Below are 21,230 nucleotides of genomic sequence, written 5' to 3'. Positions count from 1 at the left end.
GCACCTCGCGGTGCCGACCCCCGCCCCCCATATGCCCGATATGGGGGGCGGGGGTCGGCACCGCGATGCACCCGTCTGACCAGCGGGAATCGTCCGACGGCGGTTAGTGGTCGCCGCACTAGCCCAGACCCAGCTGCGTCATGCGCCGCGCGTGCGACTGCTGGAGCCGCCGGAACAGCTGACCGATCCCGGCGAGGTCCCCCGACCCCCTGACGATGAGCTCGGAGAGCCCGTCCCGCTCCGCCACCACGTACTGGGCCTGCGTCAACGCCTCGCCGAGCAGCCGGCGGCCCCACAGCGCGAGGCGGTCGCGCACCCGCGGATCCGCCTCGACGGCGGCCAGGACTTCGCGCTCAGCGAACGCCGAGTGACCCGTGTCGGCGAGCACGGCGAGCACCAGCTCCTTGGTCGGCGCGTCCAGCCACTCGGCGATCTCGCGGTAGAAGTCGGCGGCGAGCCCGTCGCCCACGTAGGCCTTCACCAGCGACTCGAGCCACGACTTGGGGCTCGTCGACTCGTGGAACGCGTCGAAACCCTTCACGAACGGCGCCATCGCGTCCTCGACGGTGAGCCCCTCGGCGGCGAGGTGGTTCTGCAACAGCGTGAAATGACCGATCTCCGCGGCGGCCATCTGCGCCAACGCGGCGCGCCCGGCCAAGGTCGGCGCCGTGCGCGAGTCCTCCGTCATCCGGTCGAAGGCCGAGAGCTCGCCATATGCAAGCGCTCCCAGAAGATCGACAACACCCTCCGCAACACCCATGGATCAGAAGCCTAGTGGTCAAATGAGTCTCGCCAGGTAGAATGGCCCCCAGACGCCCGGCGTGACGAGTGTGACGACCACGCTGTGCCCCAATTTTCTTCTTGGGCAGGCGCACGAATGGTGCGCGTACACCTTTCCCGCAGCTGATCCGAAGCGCGGTCGAGAGGCCCGGCCAGGGCTCGTACGCGCTTGGTACGAGAGAGGCTGATCACCCTGACCGCTGAAGTAGAAGCACATCTGGACCCGGTTCTGCTGGAGCACAGCGAGGCCGGAGTTCCCGAAGAAGACCCGTCGCACCCGCTGCTCGCGGACGCACCGGTCGACACCGACTCCCCCACGTTCGCCGAGCTGGGAGTGCGTGACGAGATCGTCAAGGCGCTCGCGGAAGCCGGCATCGTCCGCACGTTCGCCATCCAGGAGCTGACGCTCCCCATCGCGCTGTCCGGTGACGACCTCATCGGCCAGGCCCGCACCGGCACCGGCAAGACCCTCGGGTTCGGCGTGCCGCTGCTGCACCGCCTCGACACGCCCGGCGACGGCACCCCGCAGGCCCTTGTGGTCGTGCCCACCCGTGAGCTGTGTCTCCAGGTCACGCACGACCTCAAGGACGCCGCGAAGCACCTCGGCGTGCGGGTGACCGCGATCTACGGCGGCCGCCCGTACGAGCAGCAGATCGCGGAGCTGCGCAAGGGCGTCGACGTGGTCGTCGGCACGCCCGGCCGCCTGCTCGACCTCGCGGAGCAGCGTCACCTGGTGCTCGGCAAGGTCCGCGCGCTGGTGCTGGACGAGGCCGACGAGATGCTCGACCTGGGCTTCCTGCCCGACATCGAGCGCATCCTGACGATGGTCCCCGACCAGCGCCAGACCATGCTGTTCAGCGCGACCATGCCGGGCCCGATCATCACGCTGGCCCGCACGTTCCTGAACCAGCCGACGCACATCCGGGCCGAGGAGAACGACGCCGGCCAGACGCACGAGCGCACCAAGCAGTTCGTCTACCGGGCGCACTCCATGGACAAGCCGGAGATGCTGGCCCGCGTGCTGCAGGCCCGTGACCGCGGCCTGTCGATGATCTTCGCCCGCACCAAGCGGACGGCGCAGAAGGTCGCGGACGACCTGACCGAGCGCGGTTTCGCCGCGGCCGCCGTGCACGGCGACCTGGGCCAGGGCGCGCGCGAGAAGGCGCTGCGGGCGTTCCGCAGCGGCAAGGTCGACGTGCTGGTCGCCACGGACGTCGCGGCGCGCGGTATCGACATCGACGACGTGACGCACGTCATCAACTACCAGTGCCCCGAGGACGAGAAGACCTACGTGCACCGCATCGGCCGCACGGGCCGGGCCGGGCGCGAGGGTGTCGCCGTCACGTTCGTCGACTGGGACGAGACGACGCGCTGGAAGTCCGTCAACGAGCTGCTCAACCTGGGCCTCGACGAGCCCGCGGAGACCTACTCCACCTCGGATCACCTGTTCGAGGACCTGGGCATCCCGTCCGGTTCCACGGGCAGGCTGCCGCTGAGCCACCGCACGCGGGCCGGTCTGGACGCGGAGGTCGAGGAGAAGCTCGACCGCAAGGCGCCGCGCAAGCGCCGTCGCAGCGGCACCAGGGCCGGTGGATCCGCGAACGGCGAGCAGACGGCGCCGGAGTCCGGTGCCGAGGAGACGCCGACCAGGCCGAAGCGCTCCCGCAGCCGCACCCGCAGCCGGGCCGGCGTGCCCGTCGAGGGTGAAGCCGCCGAGGTCTCCGCATCGGGCGACGCGCCCGCCGCGGAAGGCGAGAAGTCCGGCTCGGACAAGCCTCGCAGGCGTCGGCGTCGCCGAAGCTCTGCCGAACAGGCCGCTCCTTCGGCAGACTGATCACCATGTCGTCCCCCGGTTCCGACGTCACCGACATCGAGGACGTCCTCGACGAGCCAGCGCACGCGCCTGACCCCGTCGTGGAACGTCCGCGCGCCCGGTCGTGGCGCACCCGCGCCGACTACGTCGCGGTCGCCCTGATCGCCGTCGTCTCGGTCCTCGCGGCCGTGCTGACCTGGGCGTTCAGCGATGCTCGCGCCACGACGTCGGTCACCGGGCCCTCGTCCTGGGATCAACTGCCAGAGGTGGCCGCGCTGCCGCCGACGCTCTCCGAGGTCTGGCGGGCGCGCAGCGGCGCGTCGCTGTCACCGGTGGTCGTGCAGACCCAGGTGAAGGAAACGGGCGAGGAGAAGCCGTCGACGGTCGTGACCGGCGACGGCGGTGAGGTCAACGGGCGCGACCCGCTGACCGGTGACGTGCGGTGGACCTACAAACGCGATCTGCCGTTGTGCGTGGTGAGCACGGGCTGGGGCCGCGCGATGGCCCTGTACTCGAAGGGCACGAACTGCTCTGAGCTCACCTCGCTCGACGGCATCACCGGCGAGCGCAAGGCGCAGCGCAACGGCGACGCGGAACCGGGCACGGCGCTGCTCAACGAGGGCTCGCACCTGATCACCACCGGGTCGAAGTTCGTCGAGGTCTACCGGCGCGACGACCTGGTGCGCTCACTGGAGTTCGGTGGCCTGCGCGCGATCGTCAACCCCGGCAAGCAGCCGCGGGTCGGCTGCACGTACGGCTCGGTGGCCGTCACGTCCGGCAGGTTCGCGATGATCGAGCGCTGCCCGGACGACGGCACCGACCGGATCTCGGTGATCAAGCCGAACCCGGACAAGTCCGACGAGCCCAAGGTGTTCGCGAGCGTCCTGACCGGCGGCAAGAACGCCCAGGTCGTGGCCGTGACGGACAAGCTCGTCGCGGTGGCGATGCCGAACCCGAGCCGGCTGGTCGTGTTCGACGCGGAGAGCGGTGCCCAGGTCACCGAGGTGCCGATCGACGTGCCGGCCGCGGACTTCGTCGACCCGCCGAACCACGTGTCGCGCGGGTTCACGACCAAGACGAACGTCTTCTGGTTCACCGGATCGAAGACGATCGCCCTGTCGCAGGAGAACCTCACTCCATTGTGGACGGCGGACGGCACGCTGGGCGCCGGCACGACGCTCGCTGGCCGCGCGGTCATCCCGGTGAAGGAAGGCCTGCGGGTGTACGAGCAGGCCACCGGCGCGGTCGTGGGCACGATCCGGGTGAACCGCGAGGGCCACACCGGCCCTGTGCAACTCGCCACAGCCGGTCCCGTTGTCCTCGAGCAGCGTGGCGAAACCCTGGTCGCGCTGCGATAGTTCCCTCGTGTACTCGCAGATCAGCCCGCACCGGGCGCACCGTGTCGACCTGCCGGGCCGTTACGGCACGATCGCCGCGCTGCGTGCGCCCGCGATGGGCGACGACGCGTTGCGCACGACGGCACTGCTCGTGCCGGGCTACACGGGTTCCAAAGAGGACTTCGCGCCCATCATCGACCTGATCGCGGACGCGGGTTTCGAGGTCCTCGCGATCGATCTCCCCGGCCAGCAGGACTCTCCCGGCCCTGACGACGAGGCGCTCTACCGGCCGGGCCCGCTGGGATCGGTGATCGCCGAACTGATCGGCAAGATCGCCGCCGACGGCCGTCGGGTGCTGCTGCTGGGCCACTCCTACGGCGGCCTGGTCTCACGGGCAGCGGTGTTCGCGGGCGCCCCGATCGCGGGGCTCACCCTGATGTCGTCGGGCCCGTCCGAACTGCCTGCCGGCGAACGGCGCACGGTGCTGGAGGTCGGCGAGCACGTGCTGGCCGAGCAGGGCGTTGAGGGAACCCAGCGGCTGAACGAACTGCGGACCGCGCAGAACCCGGCCTGGGTGGCGCTCCCGCAGGAGCTGAAAGACTTCTACCGCACCAGGTTCCTGGCCTCACCGGCCGCGGCGCTGCTCGGCATGGGCAACGGCCTGCGCTACGAACCGGACCAGGTGGCGAAGCTCTCCCGCACGCTGCGGTCGTCCGGCATCCCGTGCCTGGTGGTGTGCGGCGACATGGACGACGCGTGGAGCCCGGCCGCCCAGCGCGACATGGCGGAGCGCCTCGACGCGGACTTCGCGGTGCTGCCCGGCGTGATGCACTCACCGAACACCGAAGCCCCGCACGACCTCATCGCCACCCTGCTGCCCACGTGGCGGGCCTGGCTGAGTTCATAAAACCAACCAGCCAGGCCCGTCGTTCACGCGGTGATCGAGATCTGGCGCTCGTCCTCGGCGACGCCGATCATGGGAACGCCCATGGTGGCCTGCGCGTACGCGATGCCTCGGCGGAACGCGTTGTCGCGCGCCGTCAAGGTCACGGTGACGGTCTTGAAGTCGCCGATGCAGTCGACGCCGGCTTCGCCGCTGCCACTGGCGATGCGGCCCCCTGCCACGGCCTGGGTGACCTGCAGGCTCAGGTTGCCCGAGGAGCCCACCGGGCAGGCGTAGGTGACCTTGACCTTGAGCACGGCGCCCGACACCTCGACCTTCGCGGGCGACTCGACCCGCAGCGCCAGGTTCGACGGCGACTGAGTGCTCACGTCCGCCATGACCGGCGCGACGGACGCGATGAGCGAGCCTCCCGCGACGGCGACGACCGCCAACGTCTTGCCTGCGGAGAACTTCTTCATGATGCTGCCCCTCACTGCTCCATCCATTGTGGACGGAGCCCCCCATGCCGGCACGGAGGCCGGCGACGATGAGCACGACGGGCACCAACTACCGCCAGCGTCGGCAACAGCCCCCACGGCCCCGAGCACCTGGAGGTACTCGTTGTGCACATCACGCATCACCTGGGCTCCTCGGTTGCCCGAGTCGAAGAAAAAGCTTCATTTCCCCGCCCGGCCCCGAGAAGAGGTGCCTTCGACACCGGCTCGAGCACCGCTGCACCGGAACCGGCAACGCGACCGACTTTCCCGGCCGGGTCAGCTGAGCAACACCGCGGTGAACGCTCCGAGCAGCATGAACGGCCCGAACGGCAGCGTGCTCTTGAGCGTGACCTTCCGCAGCAGCAACAGGACCAGCGACACCACGGCCGACAGGACGAACGCGAGCGCCGCGCCGAGCAGCAGCACCGGCCAGCCGAGCCAGGCCAGTGCCATCCCGATGACACCGGACAGCTTCACGTCGCCGTAGCCCATGCCGGCGGGGTTGACGAACTCCAGCACCCGGTAGACGAACGCGAGCGTGAGCCCGCCGAGCACCGCGCGGCCGAGCGCGCCGATCGTGCCGCCGGTCAGTGCGGCGAGGGTCAGCAGGATCAGCACCGCCGGGTACGCGGGCAGCGTCAGCACGTCCGGAAGCCTCCGCACGGCCGTGTCGATGAACGCCAGCGCGACCCCGACCGCGCCCAGGCACGCGAACGCGAGCACCTCCACGGAGCCGGCGAACTTGGTCGCGAGCACCGCCAGCACCACCGCCGACACCAGCGGCAACGCGACGCCGGTGCGGGTGAACCGGTTGACCAGCTCGCGCAGGGCGACACCGGAGGCGAGTCCTCCGACAGCACCTCCGACGGCCCAGAGAAGAGTCATGCGACCGACGGTAGGTCGCGCACGTCGTCTACGGAACGTAACTGCGACAGGTCTGGCCGACAGGTCGACAGCGTGTCCCCCGATCGGCCGACATGTCCCCCGAACTGCATGTTCGTTACACCTCTTCGCCCGATACCGAACAGCATGCGTCGTCACGGAGAGTTTGCGGCGTCCAGGAAATCGGATCTTTCCCTCAGGAGACCGCCATGCTCACCTTCCTCAGCTACGTGCAGACGTTCCTCCGCCACGCCGCCGCCAAGCGCGAGAACGACGACCGCGGCGCCACCGCGGTCGAGTACGGCCTGATGGTCGCCCTCATCGCCATCGTCATCATCGCCGGCGTCGCACTGGTCGGCACGAACCTGCTGGCGCTGTTCAACGAGATCGCGGCAGAACTCACGTGACCACCCGTCGGCGTGACGTCGACCGCGGCGCCACGGCCGTCGAGTACGGCCTGATGCTGGCGCTGATCGTCGTCGCCGCGATGGTCGCCATCACCGCCGTCGGCACCAACATGGCCGCGATGTTCGACTTCATCGCCGACGTCATCGACGGCTGAGAAGTCTCCTGTCCCGCGCGGCCGGCGATCCCCTCCGCCGGCCGCGCACCTTTCTTCGGAGCGGTCATGACCAAGAATGCTCGCGATCGCGGCGCGACCGCTGTCGAAGTCGCCCTGCTGATGCCGATCCTGCTGCTCCTGGTGATGGGCATCGTCGACTTCGGGCTCGCGCTGCGCGCCCAGATCACCATCACGCAGGCAGCACGGGAAGGCGTCCGCGTGGCGGCGTTGAAGCAGACCGGTGCCACCAGTCGCACGGAGACGGCCGCCTCCGGCCTCGCCATCGGCGTCGCGGTCGGCGCGTGCCCGTCCGGTACCGGCGGCGATGCCACGGTGACAGTCACCCACACGTTCAACTTCGTCACCCCGGTCGGCGGACTCGCCGGCCTGTTCGGTGGCGGCAGCTTCGGCTCTCCGATCACGTTGAGCGCCAAGGGAGTCATGCCATGCGAAGGGTGAAGGGTGATGACCGCGGCGCACTGGGCGTGCTCATCGCCATCCTCCTCGGGTTCGGCGTCCTGCTCGGCATGGGCGCGATCGTCATCGACGTCGGGTTCATCTACCAGGAGCGTGCCGAGCTGCAGAACGGCGCCGACGCGGGTGCGCTCGCCGTCGCCCGCGGCTGCGCCACCGGTGCGTCGACCTGCATGGTGAACAAGGCGAACTACTACGCCAACCACAACGCCAAAGACGGTGTGTCCACTGTGGAGAAGGTGTGCGGGTTCGACGGGAGCGGTGTGCTGTCCTCCTGCCCCGGCACCACCGGCAAGATCACCGACTGCCCGTCCAAACCGTCCTCCGGCACCAAGTACGTGGACGTGCACACCTCGACGCAGACCGCCGGCGGGGACACGCTGCTGCCGCCGTCGTTCGCTCGCGCCCTGGCGGGCAACGCCTCCTACGAGGGCTCACGGGTGCTGGCCTGTGCTCGCGCCGCGTGGGGTCCGCCGAAGACGGCCACGACCATCGCCTTCACGATCTCGTGGTGCGAGTGGTCGCAGGCCACCTCGGACGGCACCGCGTTCGGCCCCACACCTCCGGCCACGCCGCCGGTGTCGGTGCACCGCGTCCTCAAGCTGCACACGACCAGCGGAACGGGGTGTCCTGGCGGGCCCGCCGGTTCGGACGGCCCCGGTGAGTTCGGCTGGGTCGACGAGTCCGACAGCGACTGCTCGGTGCTGATCAACAACAACACGTACAGCTCGGACACCGGCGCCTCGGCCGGCAACGACTGCAAGTCCGCGCTGGCCGCCGCCTTCAGCTCGCGCCAGGCCGTCTACCTCCCGATCTACAACAAGGTCACCGGTACCGGCACGGGCGGCACGTACACGCTGGCCGGCTTCGCGGGCTTCGTGGTCACCGGCTACTGGTTGCCCGGCGCACAGCAGAAGGACTGGCTGACGAACAAGAACGAGTGCAAAGGCTCGGAGAAGTGCATCGCGGGCTACTTCGTCGAAGGCCTCATGCCCAGCACCGGCACCATCGGCGGCCCCGACCTCGGCCTCCACATCGTCCAGCTCACCGGCTGAATCCCAGGAGTAGTCATGAAGAACCGCGCTCTCATCATCATCCTGGCGGTGTTGCTGGCAGTCTGCGGCAGCGTCGGCGTGTTCCTCTACGTCCGGGCCGCCGACTCACGCGCCATCGCGGGCCAGCAGGCCGTCACCGTGCTCGTCGCGAACGAACGCATCCCGGCCGGCACCACAGCCGAGTCGCTGATGAAGCTCGTGGACAGGCAACAGATGCCCAAGAGCACCGTGCCGGAGAACGCCATGTCCGAACTGGACACTTCGATCGCGTCCCTGGTGACGTCGTCGGAGATCGCCGAGGGCCAGCTGGTCACCAAGTCGCTGTTCACCGAGCAGGCCTCGCTCGCCAAGGGCATCTCGATCCCCGACGGGATGATCGCGGTGACCGTGCCGACAGAGGCCTGGCAACGCGCCGGCGGGCTCATCCAGAAGGGTTCCAAGGTGGCGGTCTTCGACACGTTCACGGTGATGGAGGGCCAGGGCAACACCCCGGCCGGCGACGGGCTTTCGAAGCAGTACGAACGAAACCAGTCCACCCGGCTGCTGCTGACCGGGCTCGAGGTGCTGTCCGTCGTCGACGAGAAGAAGGCTGCGGAGGACGGCGACGTCGGCAAGGCGATCGTCACGGTCGCGGTCAAGCAGGTGGACGCGGAGAAGCTCATCCACGGCCAGCAGACCGGAACGCTCTACTTCGCACTGCTCGGCGGCAAGTCCGAGATCACGCCCGGCAACGGCGTCGACAACCGCTCCCTGTTCGGAAACTGAGGCGTGCCATGACGATCCTGTGCGAACCGGCCGCCCTCGCCGGACATCTCTCCCCCGCGCTCGGCGGTGACGTCCGCACCGCGGAAACGCTGGCCGGGGCCCGCCGGTTGCTCGCCGCCGACCCCGCAGAGTCGCTCGTCGTCGTCGGCGCGGCCATCGATCTGAACGAGGCACTCACCTTCGCCGAGGTGTTGCGGGTCGAACGTCCCGCGGTCGGCGTGTTGCTGCTGCGCGATGTGCTGGACGTCGTCGTGCTGACACAGGCACTGCGCGCCGGTGTTCGTGAGGTCGTCGCGCGGGACGACCTCTCGTCCCTGGCCGATGCCTGCGCACGATCACGGGCGTTGTCCGCGCAGGTGACCGGGGTGCCGCAGCCCCGCACCGACGAGCGCAGGCACGGCCAGGTGATCACCGTGTTCGCCGCGAAGGGCGGGTGCGGCAAGACGACGCTCGCGGTGAACCTCGCCGCGGTGCTCGCGGCCGGTGGCGAGCGGTCGGTGTGCCTCGTGGACCTCGATCTCGCGTTCGGCGACGTAGGTATCTGCCTGCGGGCCGAACCGGTCCGCACGATCGTGCACGGCCTCGGGATGCTCGGCCACGTCGACGCGGCGGGCGCGTCATCGCTGCTCACGGCATGCCGGCCGGGGTTGAGCGCGCTGCTCGCGCCGGTCGAACCCGGTGACGCGGAACGGATTCCGGCGGCGTTGATCAGCGAACTGCTCGACGTGCTGCCGACGATGTTCGACTTCGTCGTGGTCGACACGCCGTCGGCGTTCAGCGAGCACGTGCTGGCGGCGATGGACACCTCACACCACCACGTCCTGCTGACCACCCCGGACGTCCCGGCGTTGAAGAACCTCCGCGTGACGCTGGACATGCTGGACCTGCTGTCGTACGCGCACGACATCCGCTCGGTCGTGCTGAACCGGTCGGACTCGAAGGTCGGCCTCACCATGGACGACATCGACCGCGTTGTGCGCAGCGACATCCGCGCGCACGTGCCGTCCAGCCGCGACGTGCCGATCTCGGTCAACAAGGGCAACCCGATCGTGCTGGACCTGCCCAGGCACCCGGTGAGCGAGGCGATCTCGCGGTTCGCCCGTGAACACGTGCTCGCCGAACCGGTTGTCGCCGCCAAGACCTCGAAGAGGTGGTTCCGATGAGCCTGGCCAACCGCATTGCCGCGCAACGGGAATCCGCCTCGCCGACACCCCAGCTGCGCAGGCACGCCCGCGCCGCCGACCCGTTCGCCGAGGTGAAGCGCAGCGTGCACGCGGGCCTGCTGGACGTGCTGGGCCCCAAGCTCTACGACGCACACCTCGACCAGCGCGAGCTCGAAACCCGTGTGCGCCAGACGTTGCAGGCGGTGCTGGAACGCGACGAGACGCCGCTGACCAACGCCGACCGCGCCCGCATCGCGTCGGAGGTCCTCGACGAGATCCTCGGCCACGGCCCGCTGGAGCCCTACCTGCGCGACCCGAGCATCTCCGAGATCATGGTCAACGGGTTCGACCAGGTCTACGTCGAACGCTCCGGGCGGCTGGAGCCGGTGTCCGCGGCGTTCGCGGACGAGTCGCACCTGCGCCGGACCATCGACAAGATCGTCGCCAAGGTCGGCCGCCGGGTCGACGAAGCCTCGCCGATGGTCGACGCCCGCCTGCCCGACGGCAGCCGCGTCAACGCCGTCGTGCCACCCATCGCGCTGGACGGCTCGGTGCTGACGATCCGCAAGTTCGCGGCCGACCCGTTCACCGTCGACGACCTGGTCGGGTTCGGCACGCTGACCGCCGCGACCGCGTACCTGCTGCAGTGCTGCGTGCACGGGCGGATGAACATCCTGATCGGCGGCGGCACCGGCTCCGGCAAGACGACGTCGCTGAACGTGCTGTCGTCGTTCGTGCCCGCCGACGAGCGCATCGTCACCATCGAGGACGCCGCCGAACTCCAGCTCCGCCAGGACCACGTGCTGCGCCTGGAAGCCCGCCCGCCGAACGTCGAGTCACGCGGCGAGATCGCGGTCAGGGACCTGGTGCGCAACGCACTGCGCATGCGGCCCGACCGGATCATCGTCGGCGAGGTCCGCGACGGTGCCGCGCTGGACATGTTGCAGGCGATGAACACCGGCCACGACGGCTCCATCACCACCGTGCACTCGAACTCGCCGCGCGACTCGTTGTCCCGCTTGGAAACCATGGTGCTGATGGCGGGCGTGGACCTGCCGGCACGGGCGATCCGCGAGCAGATGGCGTCCGCGATCGACCTTATCGTGCACCAGTCCCGGCTCAAGGACGGCACGCGGCGGATCACCCACATCACCGAGGTCATCGGGATGGAGGGCGAGATCGTGACGCTGCAGGACATCTTCCAGTTCGACTTCCACGCCGGTGTCGACGAGCGCGGCTTCTACCGCGGCCAGCTGCAGTCCACCGGCCTGCGGCCGCACTTCGTGGAACGCTTGCGGGACCGCGGGATCGACGTTCCTCCGCACCTGTTCGGAGGTGGTCCGCGATGAAGCGACTGCTCGCCGGGTTCCTGATCGGAGCCTTGCTGACCTTCGTGTTCAGCGCCTTCGCAGTGGCCGCGCCCTCTCGCGGGGTGGTCGTGCTGCTCGACACCTCCGGCTCCATGGCACCCGACCGGATCGTGGTGGCGCGCCAGGCGATCGCCACCTACGTGTCCAGCCTGCCCGCGGACGTCCAGGTCGGCCTGGTCGCGTTCTCGTCGCAACCATCCCTGGTGCTCGCACCCACCGCCGACCGGACGGCCTTCGCCGGTGCGCTGAGCCAGTTGCAGGCCAAGGGCGACACGTCGTTGTTCGACGCCGTTCCGGTAGGGCTGTCCGCCCTGCAGGGCATCACCGAGCGACGCATGGTGATCGTGTCCGACGGCGAGGACACCGTCTCCAAATCCACTGTGGACGCTGCTGTCTCCGCCGTCGCCGCGGCCGGCGTGCCGACGGACGTGATCGGCTTCCAGTTCAGCGACGAGACCCTGCGCCGCATCGCCGCAGCCGCCGGTGGACGTCTGCTGACCGCCTCCGACGCCGCCGCACTGGCCGCCGCTTTCGCCGCACTGGCGGTACCTTCCCCGGCACCGCCCCCGCCGGCGGCGGAACCCGTTGCCACGCCCGAACCTCTGCCCGTGGCGGCACCCGCTCCGACTCCAGGCCAGAACTGGCAAGCAGGAGCGCTGATCGCCGGCACGTTCCTGGTGCTGTTCTTCGCAGCGTTCATGCTGCTGACGCCACGTCGTTCCGCGGCCGGCCACAAGCTGGAACAGCACCTCGACCACTACGGCGCGCAGGAACCCGTTGTGCAGGAAGAAAGCCAGGCCGCGCAGACCGCCGTGGTGTGGACCCGCAGGGTGATGAGCGACAACACCACCGCCCGCCTCACGGACCGGCTCGACCTGTCCGGGATCAAGGCCAGCCCAGCCGAGTGGACACTGCTACGACTCTGCACTTCGGCCGTTCTCGCCGCTCTGCTGACCCTCGTGACCACGTGGTGGATCGGCGTGCCGCTGGGCGTCCTGTGCGGCTGGCTGCTGACCGCGCTCCACCTCCGAATCCGAACCTCGAAACGCCGCGCGGCGTTCGCCGACCAGCTCCCCGACGTGCTGCAACTGGTAGCCAGCTCGCTGCGCTCCGGTTTCTCGCTGGCCCAGTCGATCGACGCCGTCGTCCGCGACGACACCCAGCCCACCGCGGGCGAGTTCTCCCGCGCACTGGCCGCCACCCGCATCGGCGCCGAACTGGAAGACGCCCTCGACCGCGTGGCCCTGCGGATGCACAGCGCCGACCTGGCGTGGGTCGTGATGGCCATCCGCATCCAACGCCAGGTAGGCGGCAACCTGGCCGAGGTGCTGATGAACACCGTCGCCACCATGCGCGACCGTTCCCAGACCCGCCGCCACGTCCGCGCACTCTCAGCAGAGGGCCGCCTGTCCGCCTACGTCCTGGTGGGCCTGCCGATCTTCCTGGCCGGGTTCCTGTTCTGGTTCCGCGCCGACTACATGCGCCCGCTCTACACCACGCTGATCGGCATGGTGATGCTCGCGTTCGCTGCTGTGTTCGTCGTCCTCGGCTCGTTGTGGATGCGCAAACTCGTGCGCGTGGAGGTGTGACATGGTGCTGTTCGTAGGACTCGGCTGCCTCCTGCTGGCTCTCTCGCTGGCCGTGATCGCCGTGGTGGCCAAACCACGCGTGACCGTCGCCGGCTCGCTGGCCCTGATCGAGACCAGCTACTCGGCCACCGTCATCACGAAGCAGGACGCGAACACCTCCCCGAGCTGGCTGCGCTCCATAGCCCTGCGCCTGTCCCCCGCAGGCGTGGCCCACACCCTGCAACGCCGCCTGGACCTGGCCGGCAACCCGCCGACCTGGACCCCGGACCGCATCCTCGCCGCCAAGGGCCTGGCCCTCCTGCTCGGCGCCACCCTGGGCGGCCTCCTCGGCTTCCGCTCAGCGGGTTGGCTGCTGACCGGCCTGGCACTCGGCGCAGCCTTCGGCTTCTTCCTCCCCGACCTCCTGCTGCTCAACGCGGGCCAAAAACGCCAAACCCTCATCCGCCGAGCCCTGCCAGACGCCCTGGACATGCTCACCGTGTGCGTGGAGGCAGGCCTGGGCTTCGACGCGGCCCTCGCCCAGGTAGCCCGCAACACCACAGGCCCACTGGCCCAGGAATGCGCCCGCGTCCTCCAGGAGATGCAGATCGGCAAGTCCCGCAACGAGGCCCTCCGAGCCCTGACCGAACGCACCACGGTCGCCGAACTCCGAGCCTTCGTCTCAGCCCTCGCCCAAGCAGGCGAACTGGGCGTCCCCATCGCCTCAGTGCTGCGCGAACAGGCCCGCGAGATGCGCCTCCGCCGCCGCCAACGAGCAGAGGAACAGGCCCAGAAGGTCCCGGTGAAAATCCTGTTCCCGCTGATCACCTGCCTGTTCCCGGCCATGTTCGTGGTCATCATCGGCCCTGGCGCGATCAGCATCGCCAAAGTCCTGATGAACCTCTGAAAGTCCCCGTCCGAACGGGACCAAAAGCTCTATTGGTCCCTTCGGTGTAACCAACTGATACATCCGGAACGACAAGGGGTGTGCACCTGCAGATGAGAGGGGACAGCTCATGGCGATCCGAGTTGTCATCGTCGACGGCCACACACTCACCCGCCTGGGCCTGAAGACTCTCGCCGCCGCGAACCCCGACGTGGAGGTAGTGGCGGAAGCGGAGACAGCTGCCGAAGCCCCCGGCATCATCGCCCAGGCAGCACCAAACGTGGTGACAGTGGCCGTGGGCCTCCCAGACGCCAACGGCCTGAAACTGGCCCGCGACCTCCGCGACCGCTACCCAACCCTCGGCATAGTCGTCCTGACCGCCCACGGCGAAGACGACGTGCTCTTCCGAGCCCTGGAAACCGGCGCCTCAGCCTTCGTGGGCAAAGCCGCCCCCGCGGAAGAAATCCTCTGCGCCATCCGCCACGCCTCCGTAGCGGCCTCGTCCTTCACAGCAACAGGCCTGGCCCTGGCCATGGCCCGCCGCCAGGCCACCACCGCCCGCCTGGCCCTGAGCCCAAGAGAACGCGAAGTGCTGGCCCTGCTCCGCGAAGGCGTGTCCATCCCAGCAATAGCCAGAACCCTCTACGTCTCACCCTCAACGGCCAAGACGTACGTCTCACGCCTCTACGAAAAGCTCAACGCGTCCAACCGAGCCCAAGCCCTGATGGCAGCGCTGCGCCACGGCCTGATCGACAGCGACGCAGCCACGGCCTAACCCTCAGGCCCACCAAAACGTCCACAACGTGGCCCCAGCAACCACAAGCACCCCGAGCGACGCCACCGGAGCCCGCCAGTCGGCATACCGGTCAGCCACGATCTGCCCACCAACCACCAACACAGCCGCCACAACGTGCGCCACAACCGACAACACGCCAGGCCCAGGCAAATCACGCGAGTTGGCGTAGAACTGAACGCCGATGTTCCCCAGGGCAAGCAACACCAAGCCCACCGCGAGCACCCCGCTCACAGCGCGCAGGATTCCAAAGGTCCGCGACGGCCGCTTAGCTGCTTCCACGTCCACCCCCGCCACCCTACGGGTCCAGCCGCACACGCGACGCGAGGGTCAGCAGCGATGGCGAAGCCGAGCCGTCCATCCCCACGCGAAGCCGAAGGCGAGCCGTCCATCCCACGCGAAGCCGAAGGCGAGCCGTCCATCCCACGCGAAGCCGAAGGCGAGCCGTCCATCCCACGCGAAGCCGAAGGCGAGCCGACCCGACGGCGAAGCCGAGGCGCTTTAACGCTTGAAACGGCGCTCCGGGCGGGTCCCCGTCACGAGTCGTGCCTCAGCCCTTGCTGCAACCAGGGAGGGATGTCAAACGGACACGCTTTTCGTCCGTTTGACATCCCTCCCTGGTTGTGGCGCGCTCTGGCCCGACTTGTGACGGGGCCCCGCCCGGACCGCACCACCCACGCAACGCCACTCCGCCCAAAGCAACAGACGTGCCATCAACCCACGCGTGGCGTGGTACCCCCAGATCAGATTGGCAGGGGGTCTGGGGGACGGAGTCCCCCAGGGAAAGCACGCAAGGCGAACTCGCCGCCCGCAAGGTGACCACCCGCAAAGCCAGCGCCCCTACGGAGCCAACAACGACCAAGGCTCAATCCCGGGAACCGCAGCCTGCCCCTCAGCACAGCTCCGCCGAAAATCACACCACTGACACTGCCGCCCAGTAACCGCCGGAAACAACACCTCCGGATCCCCACCAGCCTTCAACGTCTCCGAGGCCAGATCAATCTCATCCGCAGCCTCCTCAGCCCGCCGAACATGCCGCCCCAACGACTCCTCGGTGTGCTCCCACTCAGCCACAGTCCCCGACGGCAGATGATGCAACTCCACCCGCCGACAAGGCTTCCGCAACGTCCGCCGAGCAGCCAACGCGTACAACGCCAACGCCTGCGACCCCCGAGCATCATCAGAAGTCAGCACATGCCGCCCAGTCTTGTAGTCCACGATCACCAGCTCCCCGTCCCGGTAATCGATCCGGTCCACTCGCCCCTCGGCAACAATCCGCTCAGTAGGCGAGGAAACCCACCGCTCCACCCCCAGCGGCTCGAACGCGACGTCCAGCGACGACACGTAGTCGTGCACCCATCGCCCAGCCCGCTCCCGATACACGGCAGCCTGGTCGACGTCCCGAAACCCCTCGGACTTCCACTGCCGGTTCACCAGCGCCACCGCCTGCTCAGGCGTCCGCCGATCAGCGGGCAGATCGAACAACGCCTTCAACGCGTTGTGCACAACAGCCCCCAGCGTGTTGTGCGCCCAAGCCCCACCCCGGGGCGGCGACGGCCGGTCCAGGTACGTCATCCGGAACCGACGAGGGCAGTCCGTCCACGTGTTGAGCTTCGCGGGCGTGACGCGCACGAGCCGACGCGGTGCCGCGGTGCCGAAGTCGAAGCCGAGTTGTTCCACCCGCCCCAAGTTACTCAGCACCACTGACAGAAAATGACGGGCATGGAGATCTGGCACAACCCCCGCTGTTCCAAGAGCCGAGCCGCCAAGCAACGCCTGGAAGACGCGGGTACCCCGTACACCGAACGCCGCTACCTGGACGACGTCCCCACGGCAGAAGAGCTGGACCACGTCCTCAAGCTCCTGAACAAGGAGCCGTGGGAGATCGCCCGCCAGAAGGAACCCGCCTACCCCACGAACCTCGAACACGACCGCGCCAAGTGGATCGCGCACATGGTCGCCAACCCGAGCCTGATCGAGCGCCCGATCATCATCGACGGCACCACAGCGCACATCGAGCGCTAGCTAGACCCCGGACGAGATGAACCCCTGCACCGAAGACGCGACCAGCTGCACGGCGATCGCGGCCAGCAGCAGACCGGCGATCTTGGCCATCAGCAGGATCCCGCTCTCCTTGAACACCTTGATCAGCAGGCCGGCGGACCGCAGCGTCCCCAGCAGGATCAGGTGCACGGCCACGATCGCCGCGGCCAGCGCGAAGTAGGAGCCCCAGGCCCCGTCCGCCTGCCGCACGAACACGATCGTCGCGGCGATCGCACCCGGCCCGGCCAGCAACGGCGTCCCCAACGGCACCAGCGCGATGTTGACGTCCTCGACCTCGGGGTGGTTGGTCGCGCCCTTGCCGGTCAGCAGGTCCAGCGCGATCAGCAACAGCAACAGCCCGCCCGCGCCCTGCAGCGCGGGGATGCCGATGTGCATGTAGGCGAGGATCGAGTTCCCGGCCACCGCGAACAGCGTGATCACCAGGAACGACACCAGCACGCCCTGCCGCGCGGCCCGCTTGCGAGCCTCCCGCGACTTGCGGCCGACCAGCCCCAGGAACACGGGCACGGTGCCGGGCGGATCCATGATCACCAGCAGCGTGATCGTGGCCTCGACGAACAGCCGCACGTTGAACATCACAACCGCCTAATCCGGCCTTGCCCGAGCTACCTGACCTACCCGACGAGGATCTTGCCGCCTGTCGCCCGCTCGGCCAGAGCATCCAGCATCTCCGGCGCCGTCGTCTCCGCGCCGAGCCGCACCGTCTTGTTGGTGCCGTGGTAGTCACTCGACCCGGTGACGAGCAGGTCCAGCTCGGCGGCCAGCGACCGCAGCGAGGCACGGGTGTCGGCGTCGTGGTCGGGATGGTCCACCTCGACCCCGCCCAGACCGGCGGCTGCCAGCGAACGCACGACGTCAGCGGTCACGATCGGACCGCGCGAGCGAGCGAACGGGTGTGCCAGCATGGTCACGCCACCGGCCTCGGCGATCATCTCGATCGCGCGCTCGACCGGTGTGTCCGTCCGACCCACGTAGTAGCGCCCACCGGTCAGGTAGGTCGCGAACGCCTCGTCGACGGAGGTGACCACCCCGGCGCGGATCAGTGCCTGCGCGAGGTGCGGACGACCGGCCGGCGCGTCGAACGGCAGCCGCGACATCAGGTCGGCGGGGTCGATCGGGAACCCGTCGGCCTTCATCATCTCGGCCATCTTCTGCAGCCGGTGCCGCCGCTCCTCGCGCAGCCTCGACTGCTCGGCCATCAACGCGGCGTGCGTCGGGTCGTACAGGTAGGCCAGCAGATGAACGGTGATCGTGCGCCCACGGCCGTCAGGGCACGCGCAGGAGAGCTCGGCCCCGCGCACGAGACGCAGGCCAGGAGGCAACGCCGCGGCGGCGGCAGCCCATCCGGCAGCGGTGTCGTGGTCCGTGATCGCCACCGCGTCGAGTCCGGCTAGACCCGCGGCCCTCACCAGTTCGGCAGGGCTGTCGGTGCCGTCGGACTCGGTCGAATGGGTGTGCAGATCGATGACCACGTCGTCCAGTGTGGACGACGTCGCAAACGAACCCCGCTACCGGGTTGGTGCGCTGGGCTCCAACCCGGTGGCGAAGGCCCGCCGGAGACCGGTCATGGCCGAGCGCGCCCAGACCAGGCGGTTTGCTGCTCGATGTACTGGCGCAGCATGGAGATCGGAGCGCCGCCGACCGAACCGGCGAAGTGGGAGTCAGGGCCACAGGCGTTGTGTCGGCCAGTAGTGGCGGGCGAGATCAGCCACGGAATCAGCCGAATACGATGGTTTTGTGCAGCTCCGTTACAACTTCCGCGTCTATCCGACGCCTGCCCAGCAGTACGCGTTGGCACGGGCGTTCGGGTGTGCGCGGGTGGTTTTCAACGATGGCTTGCGCGCACGCCAGGACGCCCGCGACGCCGGCCTGCCGTACGTATCGGACAACGAGCTGTCCAAGAAGATCGTCACCCAGGCCAAGAAGACGCCGGAACGGGCGTGGCTGGGCGAGGTGTCGGCGGTGGTGCTGCAACAGGCGCTGGCGGACCTGAACACCGCCTACCGCAACTTCTTCGCCTCGGTCACAGATGCGCGCAAGGGCCGCAAGGTCGCCCCGCCCCGATTCCGGTCCCGCAAGGACAACCGGCAGACGATCCGGTTCACCCGCAACGCCCGGTTCACGGTCCTCGACAGCGGGAAGCTGCAGCTGCCGAAGATCGGCGACCTGGACGTGCGCTGGTCCCGTGACCTGCCCGCCGAACCGTCTTCGGTGACCATCGTGAAGGACGCGGCAGGCCGATACCACGCCTCGTTCGTCGTCGCGACGAAGCAGGACGAGACACTGCCGACGGCCGAGTCCGAGGTCGGTATCGACCTGGGCCTGACGCATTTCGCGGTGCTGTCCGACGGCACGAAAGTGGCCGCGCCGAGGTTCCTGCGCCAGGCGACGCGCAGGCTGCGGCGGTTGCAGAAGTCGCTGAGCCGCAAGGTCAAGGGCTCGAACAACCGCAAGAAGGCCGTCGTGAAGGTCGCCCGCGCGCACGCAAAGGTGGCCGATACGCGGCGGGACTGGCAGCACAAGCTGTCCACGGCGATCATCCGCGACAACCAAGCGGTCTACGTCGAGGACCTGTGCGTGGTCGGGCTGGGCCGCACCAGGCTCGCCAAGTCCGTCCACGACGCCGGCTGGTCTAGTTTCACCGACATGCTGGAGTACAAGGCGGCCCGCTACGGGCGTGCCTTCGCCCGAATCGGTCGGTGGCTGCCGACCTCGCAGACTTGCTCGCACTGTGGGCGGATCGACGGGCCGAAGCCGCTGTCCGTGCGGTCGTGGACGTGCTCGTGCGGCAGCGCTCACGACCGAGACATCAACGCCGCCAAGAACGTGTTGGCCGCCGGGCAGGCGGACAACTCAAACGACCGTGGAGCGCAGGTAAGACCCGCATCCGTGCTGGCACCGCGCCGCGAAGCGGTAACCCACTCAGACGCCGCGCGGTCCACGTGCGGCGTGGAGAGAATCGCCGTCCTCTAGGGCGGAGAGGATGTCAGGGGACCATCTTCTTTCCGCGCGCCGCCCGTTGTGCCTTGATCATCGAGAACCGCTCGGCCTGCGCCTTCTTGTCGCCGAAGGTCAGCTCCGAAATGGCGTCGTACACCTCTTCGGGGTCCGGCAGGAACTCCAGGCGGTTCAGCGCCTGGATCTGACCGGCCGACTCCACGATGAGCGTGCCGTAGCCGAACATGCGTCCGCCCACGGTGCGCTCGTAGGTGAGGTCGGTGACCTTGCTGATGGGCATCATCGCGACCTTGGTCTCGAAGACGCCCGATGTCAGCATGAACCGCTTGTCGGTCACGACGATGCGTTCGACCCACCACTCGATGATGAAGTAGGACAAACGCAGCAGCACGAGCAGCGCTCCGTACCACAGCACGTTCTGGATCACGCCCGCGTTGGCGGGGAGCAGGTACGAGATCATCATGAAGCCGGCCAGCAGTGCCGCCGCCTCCAGGACGTCCCAGATCAGGTAGGACCAGTGCCTGCGCACCCGGATGACCCGACGCTCGCTCGACAACAGGTAGTCGTCCGGATCACGTGGTGCGAACATGCGCTACCAGCCCTTCCTGGTACCAGCCAGTGCCCTGTCCTGCCCGCCCGGAATGCCGGGTGAACTAGAACAATTGTCGCACGAAGGTGATCAGGGCCTCAGCCGCAGTTCGCAGCGAGTTGAGGATGTTGGTGACGAGTTGGGCGGCCTGCTGCGGCTCCGCGATGAGGAAGAACAGCAGCAAGGCGATCCCGGCGAAAGTGAGGATCTTCTTCAGGTTCACGGTGTCCACCCCGTCCGCGTCCGCACCCGTTTGGCGCCGTTCGTGACCGTTGTACAGCACGATTCAGCACCTTGGGAGATTTGTACCGCAGCCGGGGTAGTGGACTGCACCGCCGTTCCGGGGTGACTACGCTACGTGTTCGTGACGGGCAGCAGTGAGCGCACCATCCGTTGTGTCGGAGCCCTCGTACATGACTCGAACGGGCGACTACTGCTCGTGCGACGAGCCAATCCGCCTGGTGAGGGCCTGTGGTCGATACCAGGCGGGCGCGTGGAGCCAAAAGAGACTGACGAGGCTGCCGTGACTAGGGAAGTCGCGGAGGAGACGGGACTCTCCGTCACCGTCGGCCGCCTCGTCGGCAGCGTCGAGCGACCGGCCCCGAACGGGGTTTTTTTGATCTTCGACTACGAATGCCAGGTCACGTCGGGTGTGCTCCGAGCGGGCGACGACGCATCGGATGTCGCTTGGGTCGACAGTGCGACGTTGGCCACACTTCCGACCACCGACGGGCTCCTGGAAGCGCTTTCCGAATGGAACTGGCTGCCCAGGGCCTGATCAGGGTTCACGC

The 21,230-nt window shown here is 68.6% G+C and carries 25 protein-coding genes; 16 read left to right on the top strand and 9 right to left on the bottom strand.

Annotated elements, in window-relative coordinates:
• Positions 1-118: 118 nt before the first annotated feature.
• Positions 119-760: a ferritin-like fold-containing protein gene (locus tag SK803_RS39190; protein WP_319971265.1), complete on the bottom strand. Its 642-nt coding sequence runs from the start codon at positions 758-760 to the stop codon at positions 119-121.
• 189 nt (positions 761-949) lie between these two features.
• Here SK803_RS39190 and SK803_RS39185 point away from each other — a divergent pair, with 189 nt between their 5' ends.
• From SK803_RS39185 to SK803_RS39175, 3 genes are read left to right on the top strand one after another with little or no spacing between them, the layout of a single operon-like run.
• Positions 950-2,614, top strand: a complete 1,665-nt coding sequence (locus tag SK803_RS39185; RefSeq protein ID WP_319971264.1) for a DEAD/DEAH box helicase — start codon at positions 950-952, stop codon at positions 2,612-2,614.
• A 5-nt stretch (positions 2,615-2,619) separates the two neighbouring features.
• Entirely contained in the window at positions 2,620-3,951 is a 1,332-nt protein-coding gene (locus SK803_RS39180; protein WP_319971263.1) for an Rv3212 family protein, read from the top strand.
• A gap of 7 nt (positions 3,952-3,958) precedes the next feature.
• Complete coding sequence (locus SK803_RS39175) at positions 3,959-4,837, top strand: alpha/beta fold hydrolase (protein ID WP_319971262.1); 879 nt, start codon at positions 3,959-3,961, stop codon at positions 4,835-4,837.
• Between the two features lie 23 nt (positions 4,838-4,860).
• On the opposite strand, the gene SK803_RS39170 is transcribed toward SK803_RS39175, so the two are convergent.
• Positions 4,861-5,307: a hypothetical protein gene (locus SK803_RS39170; RefSeq protein ID WP_319971261.1), complete on the bottom strand. Its 447-nt coding sequence runs from the start codon at positions 5,305-5,307 to the stop codon at positions 4,861-4,863.
• 279 nt (positions 5,308-5,586) lie between these two features.
• Positions 5,587-6,195 (bottom strand): prepilin peptidase, encoded by a 609-nt coding sequence (locus SK803_RS39165; RefSeq protein WP_319971260.1) that lies wholly within the window; start codon positions 6,193-6,195, stop codon positions 5,587-5,589.
• 206 nt (positions 6,196-6,401) lie between these two features.
• Here SK803_RS39165 and SK803_RS39160 point away from each other — a divergent pair, with 206 nt between their 5' ends.
• The 10 genes from SK803_RS39160 to SK803_RS39115 all read left to right on the top strand — a co-directional run bounded on the left by SK803_RS39160 (position 6,402) and on the right by SK803_RS39115 (position 14,810).
• Positions 6,402-6,599 (top strand): Flp family type IVb pilin, encoded by a 198-nt coding sequence (locus tag SK803_RS39160; protein WP_319971259.1) that lies wholly within the window; start codon positions 6,402-6,404, stop codon positions 6,597-6,599.
• Complete coding sequence (locus tag SK803_RS39155; protein WP_143466700.1) at positions 6,596-6,754, top strand: Flp family type IVb pilin; 159 nt, start codon at positions 6,596-6,598, stop codon at positions 6,752-6,754. Before SK803_RS39160 ends, SK803_RS39155 begins: the two co-directional genes overlap by 4 nt.
• 66 nt (positions 6,755-6,820) lie before the next feature.
• A complete protein-coding gene (locus SK803_RS39150; protein ID WP_319971258.1) occupies positions 6,821-7,213 on the top strand; it encodes a TadE/TadG family type IV pilus assembly protein in 393 nt (130 codons plus the stop codon).
• A complete protein-coding gene (locus SK803_RS39145) occupies positions 7,201-8,283 on the top strand; it encodes a TadE/TadG family type IV pilus assembly protein (protein ID WP_319971257.1) in 1,083 nt (360 codons plus the stop codon). Before SK803_RS39150 ends, SK803_RS39145 begins: the two co-directional genes overlap by 13 nt.
• Before the next feature lie 15 nt (positions 8,284-8,298).
• Positions 8,299-9,048 carry a Flp pilus assembly protein CpaB gene (gene cpaB / locus SK803_RS39140; protein WP_319971256.1) on the top strand — a complete coding sequence of 250 codons (750 nt, stop codon included), beginning with the start codon at positions 8,299-8,301 and terminating at the stop codon, positions 9,046-9,048.
• 8 nt (positions 9,049-9,056) lie between these two features.
• Entirely contained in the window at positions 9,057-10,211 is a 1,155-nt protein-coding gene (locus tag SK803_RS39135; RefSeq protein ID WP_319971255.1) for an AAA family ATPase, read from the top strand.
• Positions 10,208-11,560 (top strand): CpaF family protein, encoded by a 1,353-nt coding sequence (locus SK803_RS39130; RefSeq protein WP_319971254.1) that lies wholly within the window; start codon positions 10,208-10,210, stop codon positions 11,558-11,560. Before SK803_RS39135 ends, SK803_RS39130 begins: the two co-directional genes overlap by 4 nt.
• On the top strand, positions 11,557-13,170 hold the full coding sequence (locus SK803_RS39125; protein WP_319971253.1) for a VWA domain-containing protein: 1,614 nt from the start codon (positions 11,557-11,559) through the stop codon (positions 13,168-13,170). Before SK803_RS39130 ends, SK803_RS39125 begins: the two co-directional genes overlap by 4 nt.
• Position 13,171: 1 nt before the next feature.
• Positions 13,172-14,056: a type II secretion system F family protein gene (locus SK803_RS39120; RefSeq protein WP_319971252.1), complete on the top strand. Its 885-nt coding sequence runs from the start codon at positions 13,172-13,174 to the stop codon at positions 14,054-14,056.
• 109 nt (positions 14,057-14,165) lie between these two features.
• Positions 14,166-14,810 (top strand): response regulator transcription factor, encoded by a 645-nt coding sequence (locus SK803_RS39115; RefSeq protein ID WP_319971251.1) that lies wholly within the window; start codon positions 14,166-14,168, stop codon positions 14,808-14,810.
• A gap of 3 nt (positions 14,811-14,813) precedes the next feature.
• Here SK803_RS39115 and SK803_RS39110 read toward each other — a convergent pair whose 3' ends face one another.
• Together SK803_RS39110 and SK803_RS39105 are read right to left on the bottom strand one after the other, a co-directional pair.
• Positions 14,814-15,116: a hypothetical protein gene (locus SK803_RS39110; protein WP_319971250.1), complete on the bottom strand. Its 303-nt coding sequence runs from the start codon at positions 15,114-15,116 to the stop codon at positions 14,814-14,816.
• Between the two features lie 552 nt (positions 15,117-15,668).
• Positions 15,669-16,508 carry a RecB family exonuclease gene (locus SK803_RS39105; protein ID WP_319971249.1) on the bottom strand — a complete coding sequence of 280 codons (840 nt, stop codon included), beginning with the start codon at positions 16,506-16,508 and terminating at the stop codon, positions 15,669-15,671.
• Between the two features lie 42 nt (positions 16,509-16,550).
• Here SK803_RS39105 and SK803_RS39100 point away from each other — a divergent pair, with 42 nt between their 5' ends.
• On the top strand, positions 16,551-16,853 hold the full coding sequence (locus tag SK803_RS39100; RefSeq protein ID WP_319971248.1) for an ArsC/Spx/MgsR family protein: 303 nt from the start codon (positions 16,551-16,553) through the stop codon (positions 16,851-16,853).
• Here SK803_RS39100 and SK803_RS39095 read toward each other — a convergent pair whose 3' ends face one another.
• Positions 16,854-17,468 carry a MarC family protein gene (locus SK803_RS39095; protein WP_319971247.1) on the bottom strand — a complete coding sequence of 205 codons (615 nt, stop codon included), beginning with the start codon at positions 17,466-17,468 and terminating at the stop codon, positions 16,854-16,856.
• 38 nt (positions 17,469-17,506) lie between these two features.
• Positions 17,507-18,364, bottom strand: a complete 858-nt coding sequence (locus SK803_RS39090) for a PHP domain-containing protein (protein ID WP_319971246.1) — start codon at positions 18,362-18,364, stop codon at positions 17,507-17,509.
• Between the two features lie 265 nt (positions 18,365-18,629).
• Between SK803_RS39090 and SK803_RS39085 the strand changes: the two genes are divergently transcribed.
• Positions 18,630-19,865, top strand: a complete 1,236-nt coding sequence (locus tag SK803_RS39085) for an RNA-guided endonuclease InsQ/TnpB family protein (protein WP_319971245.1) — start codon at positions 18,630-18,632, stop codon at positions 19,863-19,865.
• Between the two features lie 13 nt (positions 19,866-19,878).
• Here SK803_RS39085 and SK803_RS39080 read toward each other — a convergent pair whose 3' ends face one another.
• Both SK803_RS39080 and SK803_RS39075 read right to left on the bottom strand, forming a co-directional pair.
• Positions 19,879-20,439: a PH domain-containing protein gene (locus SK803_RS39080; RefSeq protein WP_319971244.1), complete on the bottom strand. Its 561-nt coding sequence runs from the start codon at positions 20,437-20,439 to the stop codon at positions 19,879-19,881.
• A gap of 64 nt (positions 20,440-20,503) precedes the next feature.
• Complete coding sequence (locus SK803_RS39075) at positions 20,504-20,722, bottom strand: hypothetical protein (protein WP_086663077.1); 219 nt, start codon at positions 20,720-20,722, stop codon at positions 20,504-20,506.
• A gap of 75 nt (positions 20,723-20,797) precedes the next feature.
• On the opposite strand from SK803_RS39075, the gene SK803_RS39070 reads away from it, so the two are divergent.
• A complete protein-coding gene (locus SK803_RS39070) occupies positions 20,798-21,217 on the top strand; it encodes an NUDIX hydrolase (RefSeq protein WP_406601649.1) in 420 nt (139 codons plus the stop codon).
• The last annotated feature ends 13 nt before the right edge of the window (positions 21,218-21,230 follow it).

Origin of the sequence: Lentzea miocenica (assembly GCF_033949945.1) — a bacterium.
Classification (GTDB): Bacteria; Actinomycetota; Actinomycetes; order Mycobacteriales; family Pseudonocardiaceae; genus Lentzea; species Lentzea miocenica.
Note: the sequence above shows the minus strand (reverse complement) of the source record. Positions and strands in the feature narration are given on the sequence as shown.

Bases quoted from the DNA above. Each gene is read 5' to 3' on its own strand.
- cpaB (WP_319971256.1), top strand. From the start codon at position 8,299: ATGAAGAACCGCGCTCTCATCATCATCCTGGCGGTGTTGCTGGCAGTC.
- SK803_RS39120 (WP_319971252.1), top strand. From the start codon at position 13,172: ATGGTGCTGTTCGTAGGACTCGGCTGCCTCCTGCTGGCTCTCTCGCTG.
- SK803_RS39145 (WP_319971257.1), top strand. From the start codon at position 7,201: ATGCGAAGGGTGAAGGGTGATGACCGCGGCGCACTGGGCGTGCTCATC.
- SK803_RS39130 (WP_319971254.1), top strand. From the start codon at position 10,208: ATGAGCCTGGCCAACCGCATTGCCGCGCAACGGGAATCCGCCTCGCCG.
- SK803_RS39115 (WP_319971251.1), top strand. From the start codon at position 14,166: ATGGCGATCCGAGTTGTCATCGTCGACGGCCACACACTCACCCGCCTG.
- SK803_RS39095 (WP_319971247.1), bottom strand. From the start codon at position 17,468: ATGTTCAACGTGCGGCTGTTCGTCGAGGCCACGATCACGCTGCTGGTG.
- SK803_RS39160 (WP_319971259.1), top strand. From the start codon at position 6,402: ATGCTCACCTTCCTCAGCTACGTGCAGACGTTCCTCCGCCACGCCGCC.
- SK803_RS39165 (WP_319971260.1), bottom strand. From the start codon at position 6,195: ATGACTCTTCTCTGGGCCGTCGGAGGTGCTGTCGGAGGACTCGCCTCC.
- SK803_RS39135 (WP_319971255.1), top strand. From the start codon at position 9,057: ATGACGATCCTGTGCGAACCGGCCGCCCTCGCCGGACATCTCTCCCCC.
- SK803_RS39150 (WP_319971258.1), top strand. From the start codon at position 6,821: ATGACCAAGAATGCTCGCGATCGCGGCGCGACCGCTGTCGAAGTCGCC.
- SK803_RS39080 (WP_319971244.1), bottom strand. From the start codon at position 20,439: ATGTTCGCACCACGTGATCCGGACGACTACCTGTTGTCGAGCGAGCGT.
- SK803_RS39180 (WP_319971263.1), top strand. From the start codon at position 2,620: ATGTCGTCCCCCGGTTCCGACGTCACCGACATCGAGGACGTCCTCGAC.
- SK803_RS39125 (WP_319971253.1), top strand. From the start codon at position 11,557: ATGAAGCGACTGCTCGCCGGGTTCCTGATCGGAGCCTTGCTGACCTTC.
- SK803_RS39100 (WP_319971248.1), top strand. From the start codon at position 16,551: ATGGAGATCTGGCACAACCCCCGCTGTTCCAAGAGCCGAGCCGCCAAG.
- SK803_RS39190 (WP_319971265.1), bottom strand. From the start codon at position 760: ATGGGTGTTGCGGAGGGTGTTGTCGATCTTCTGGGAGCGCTTGCATAT.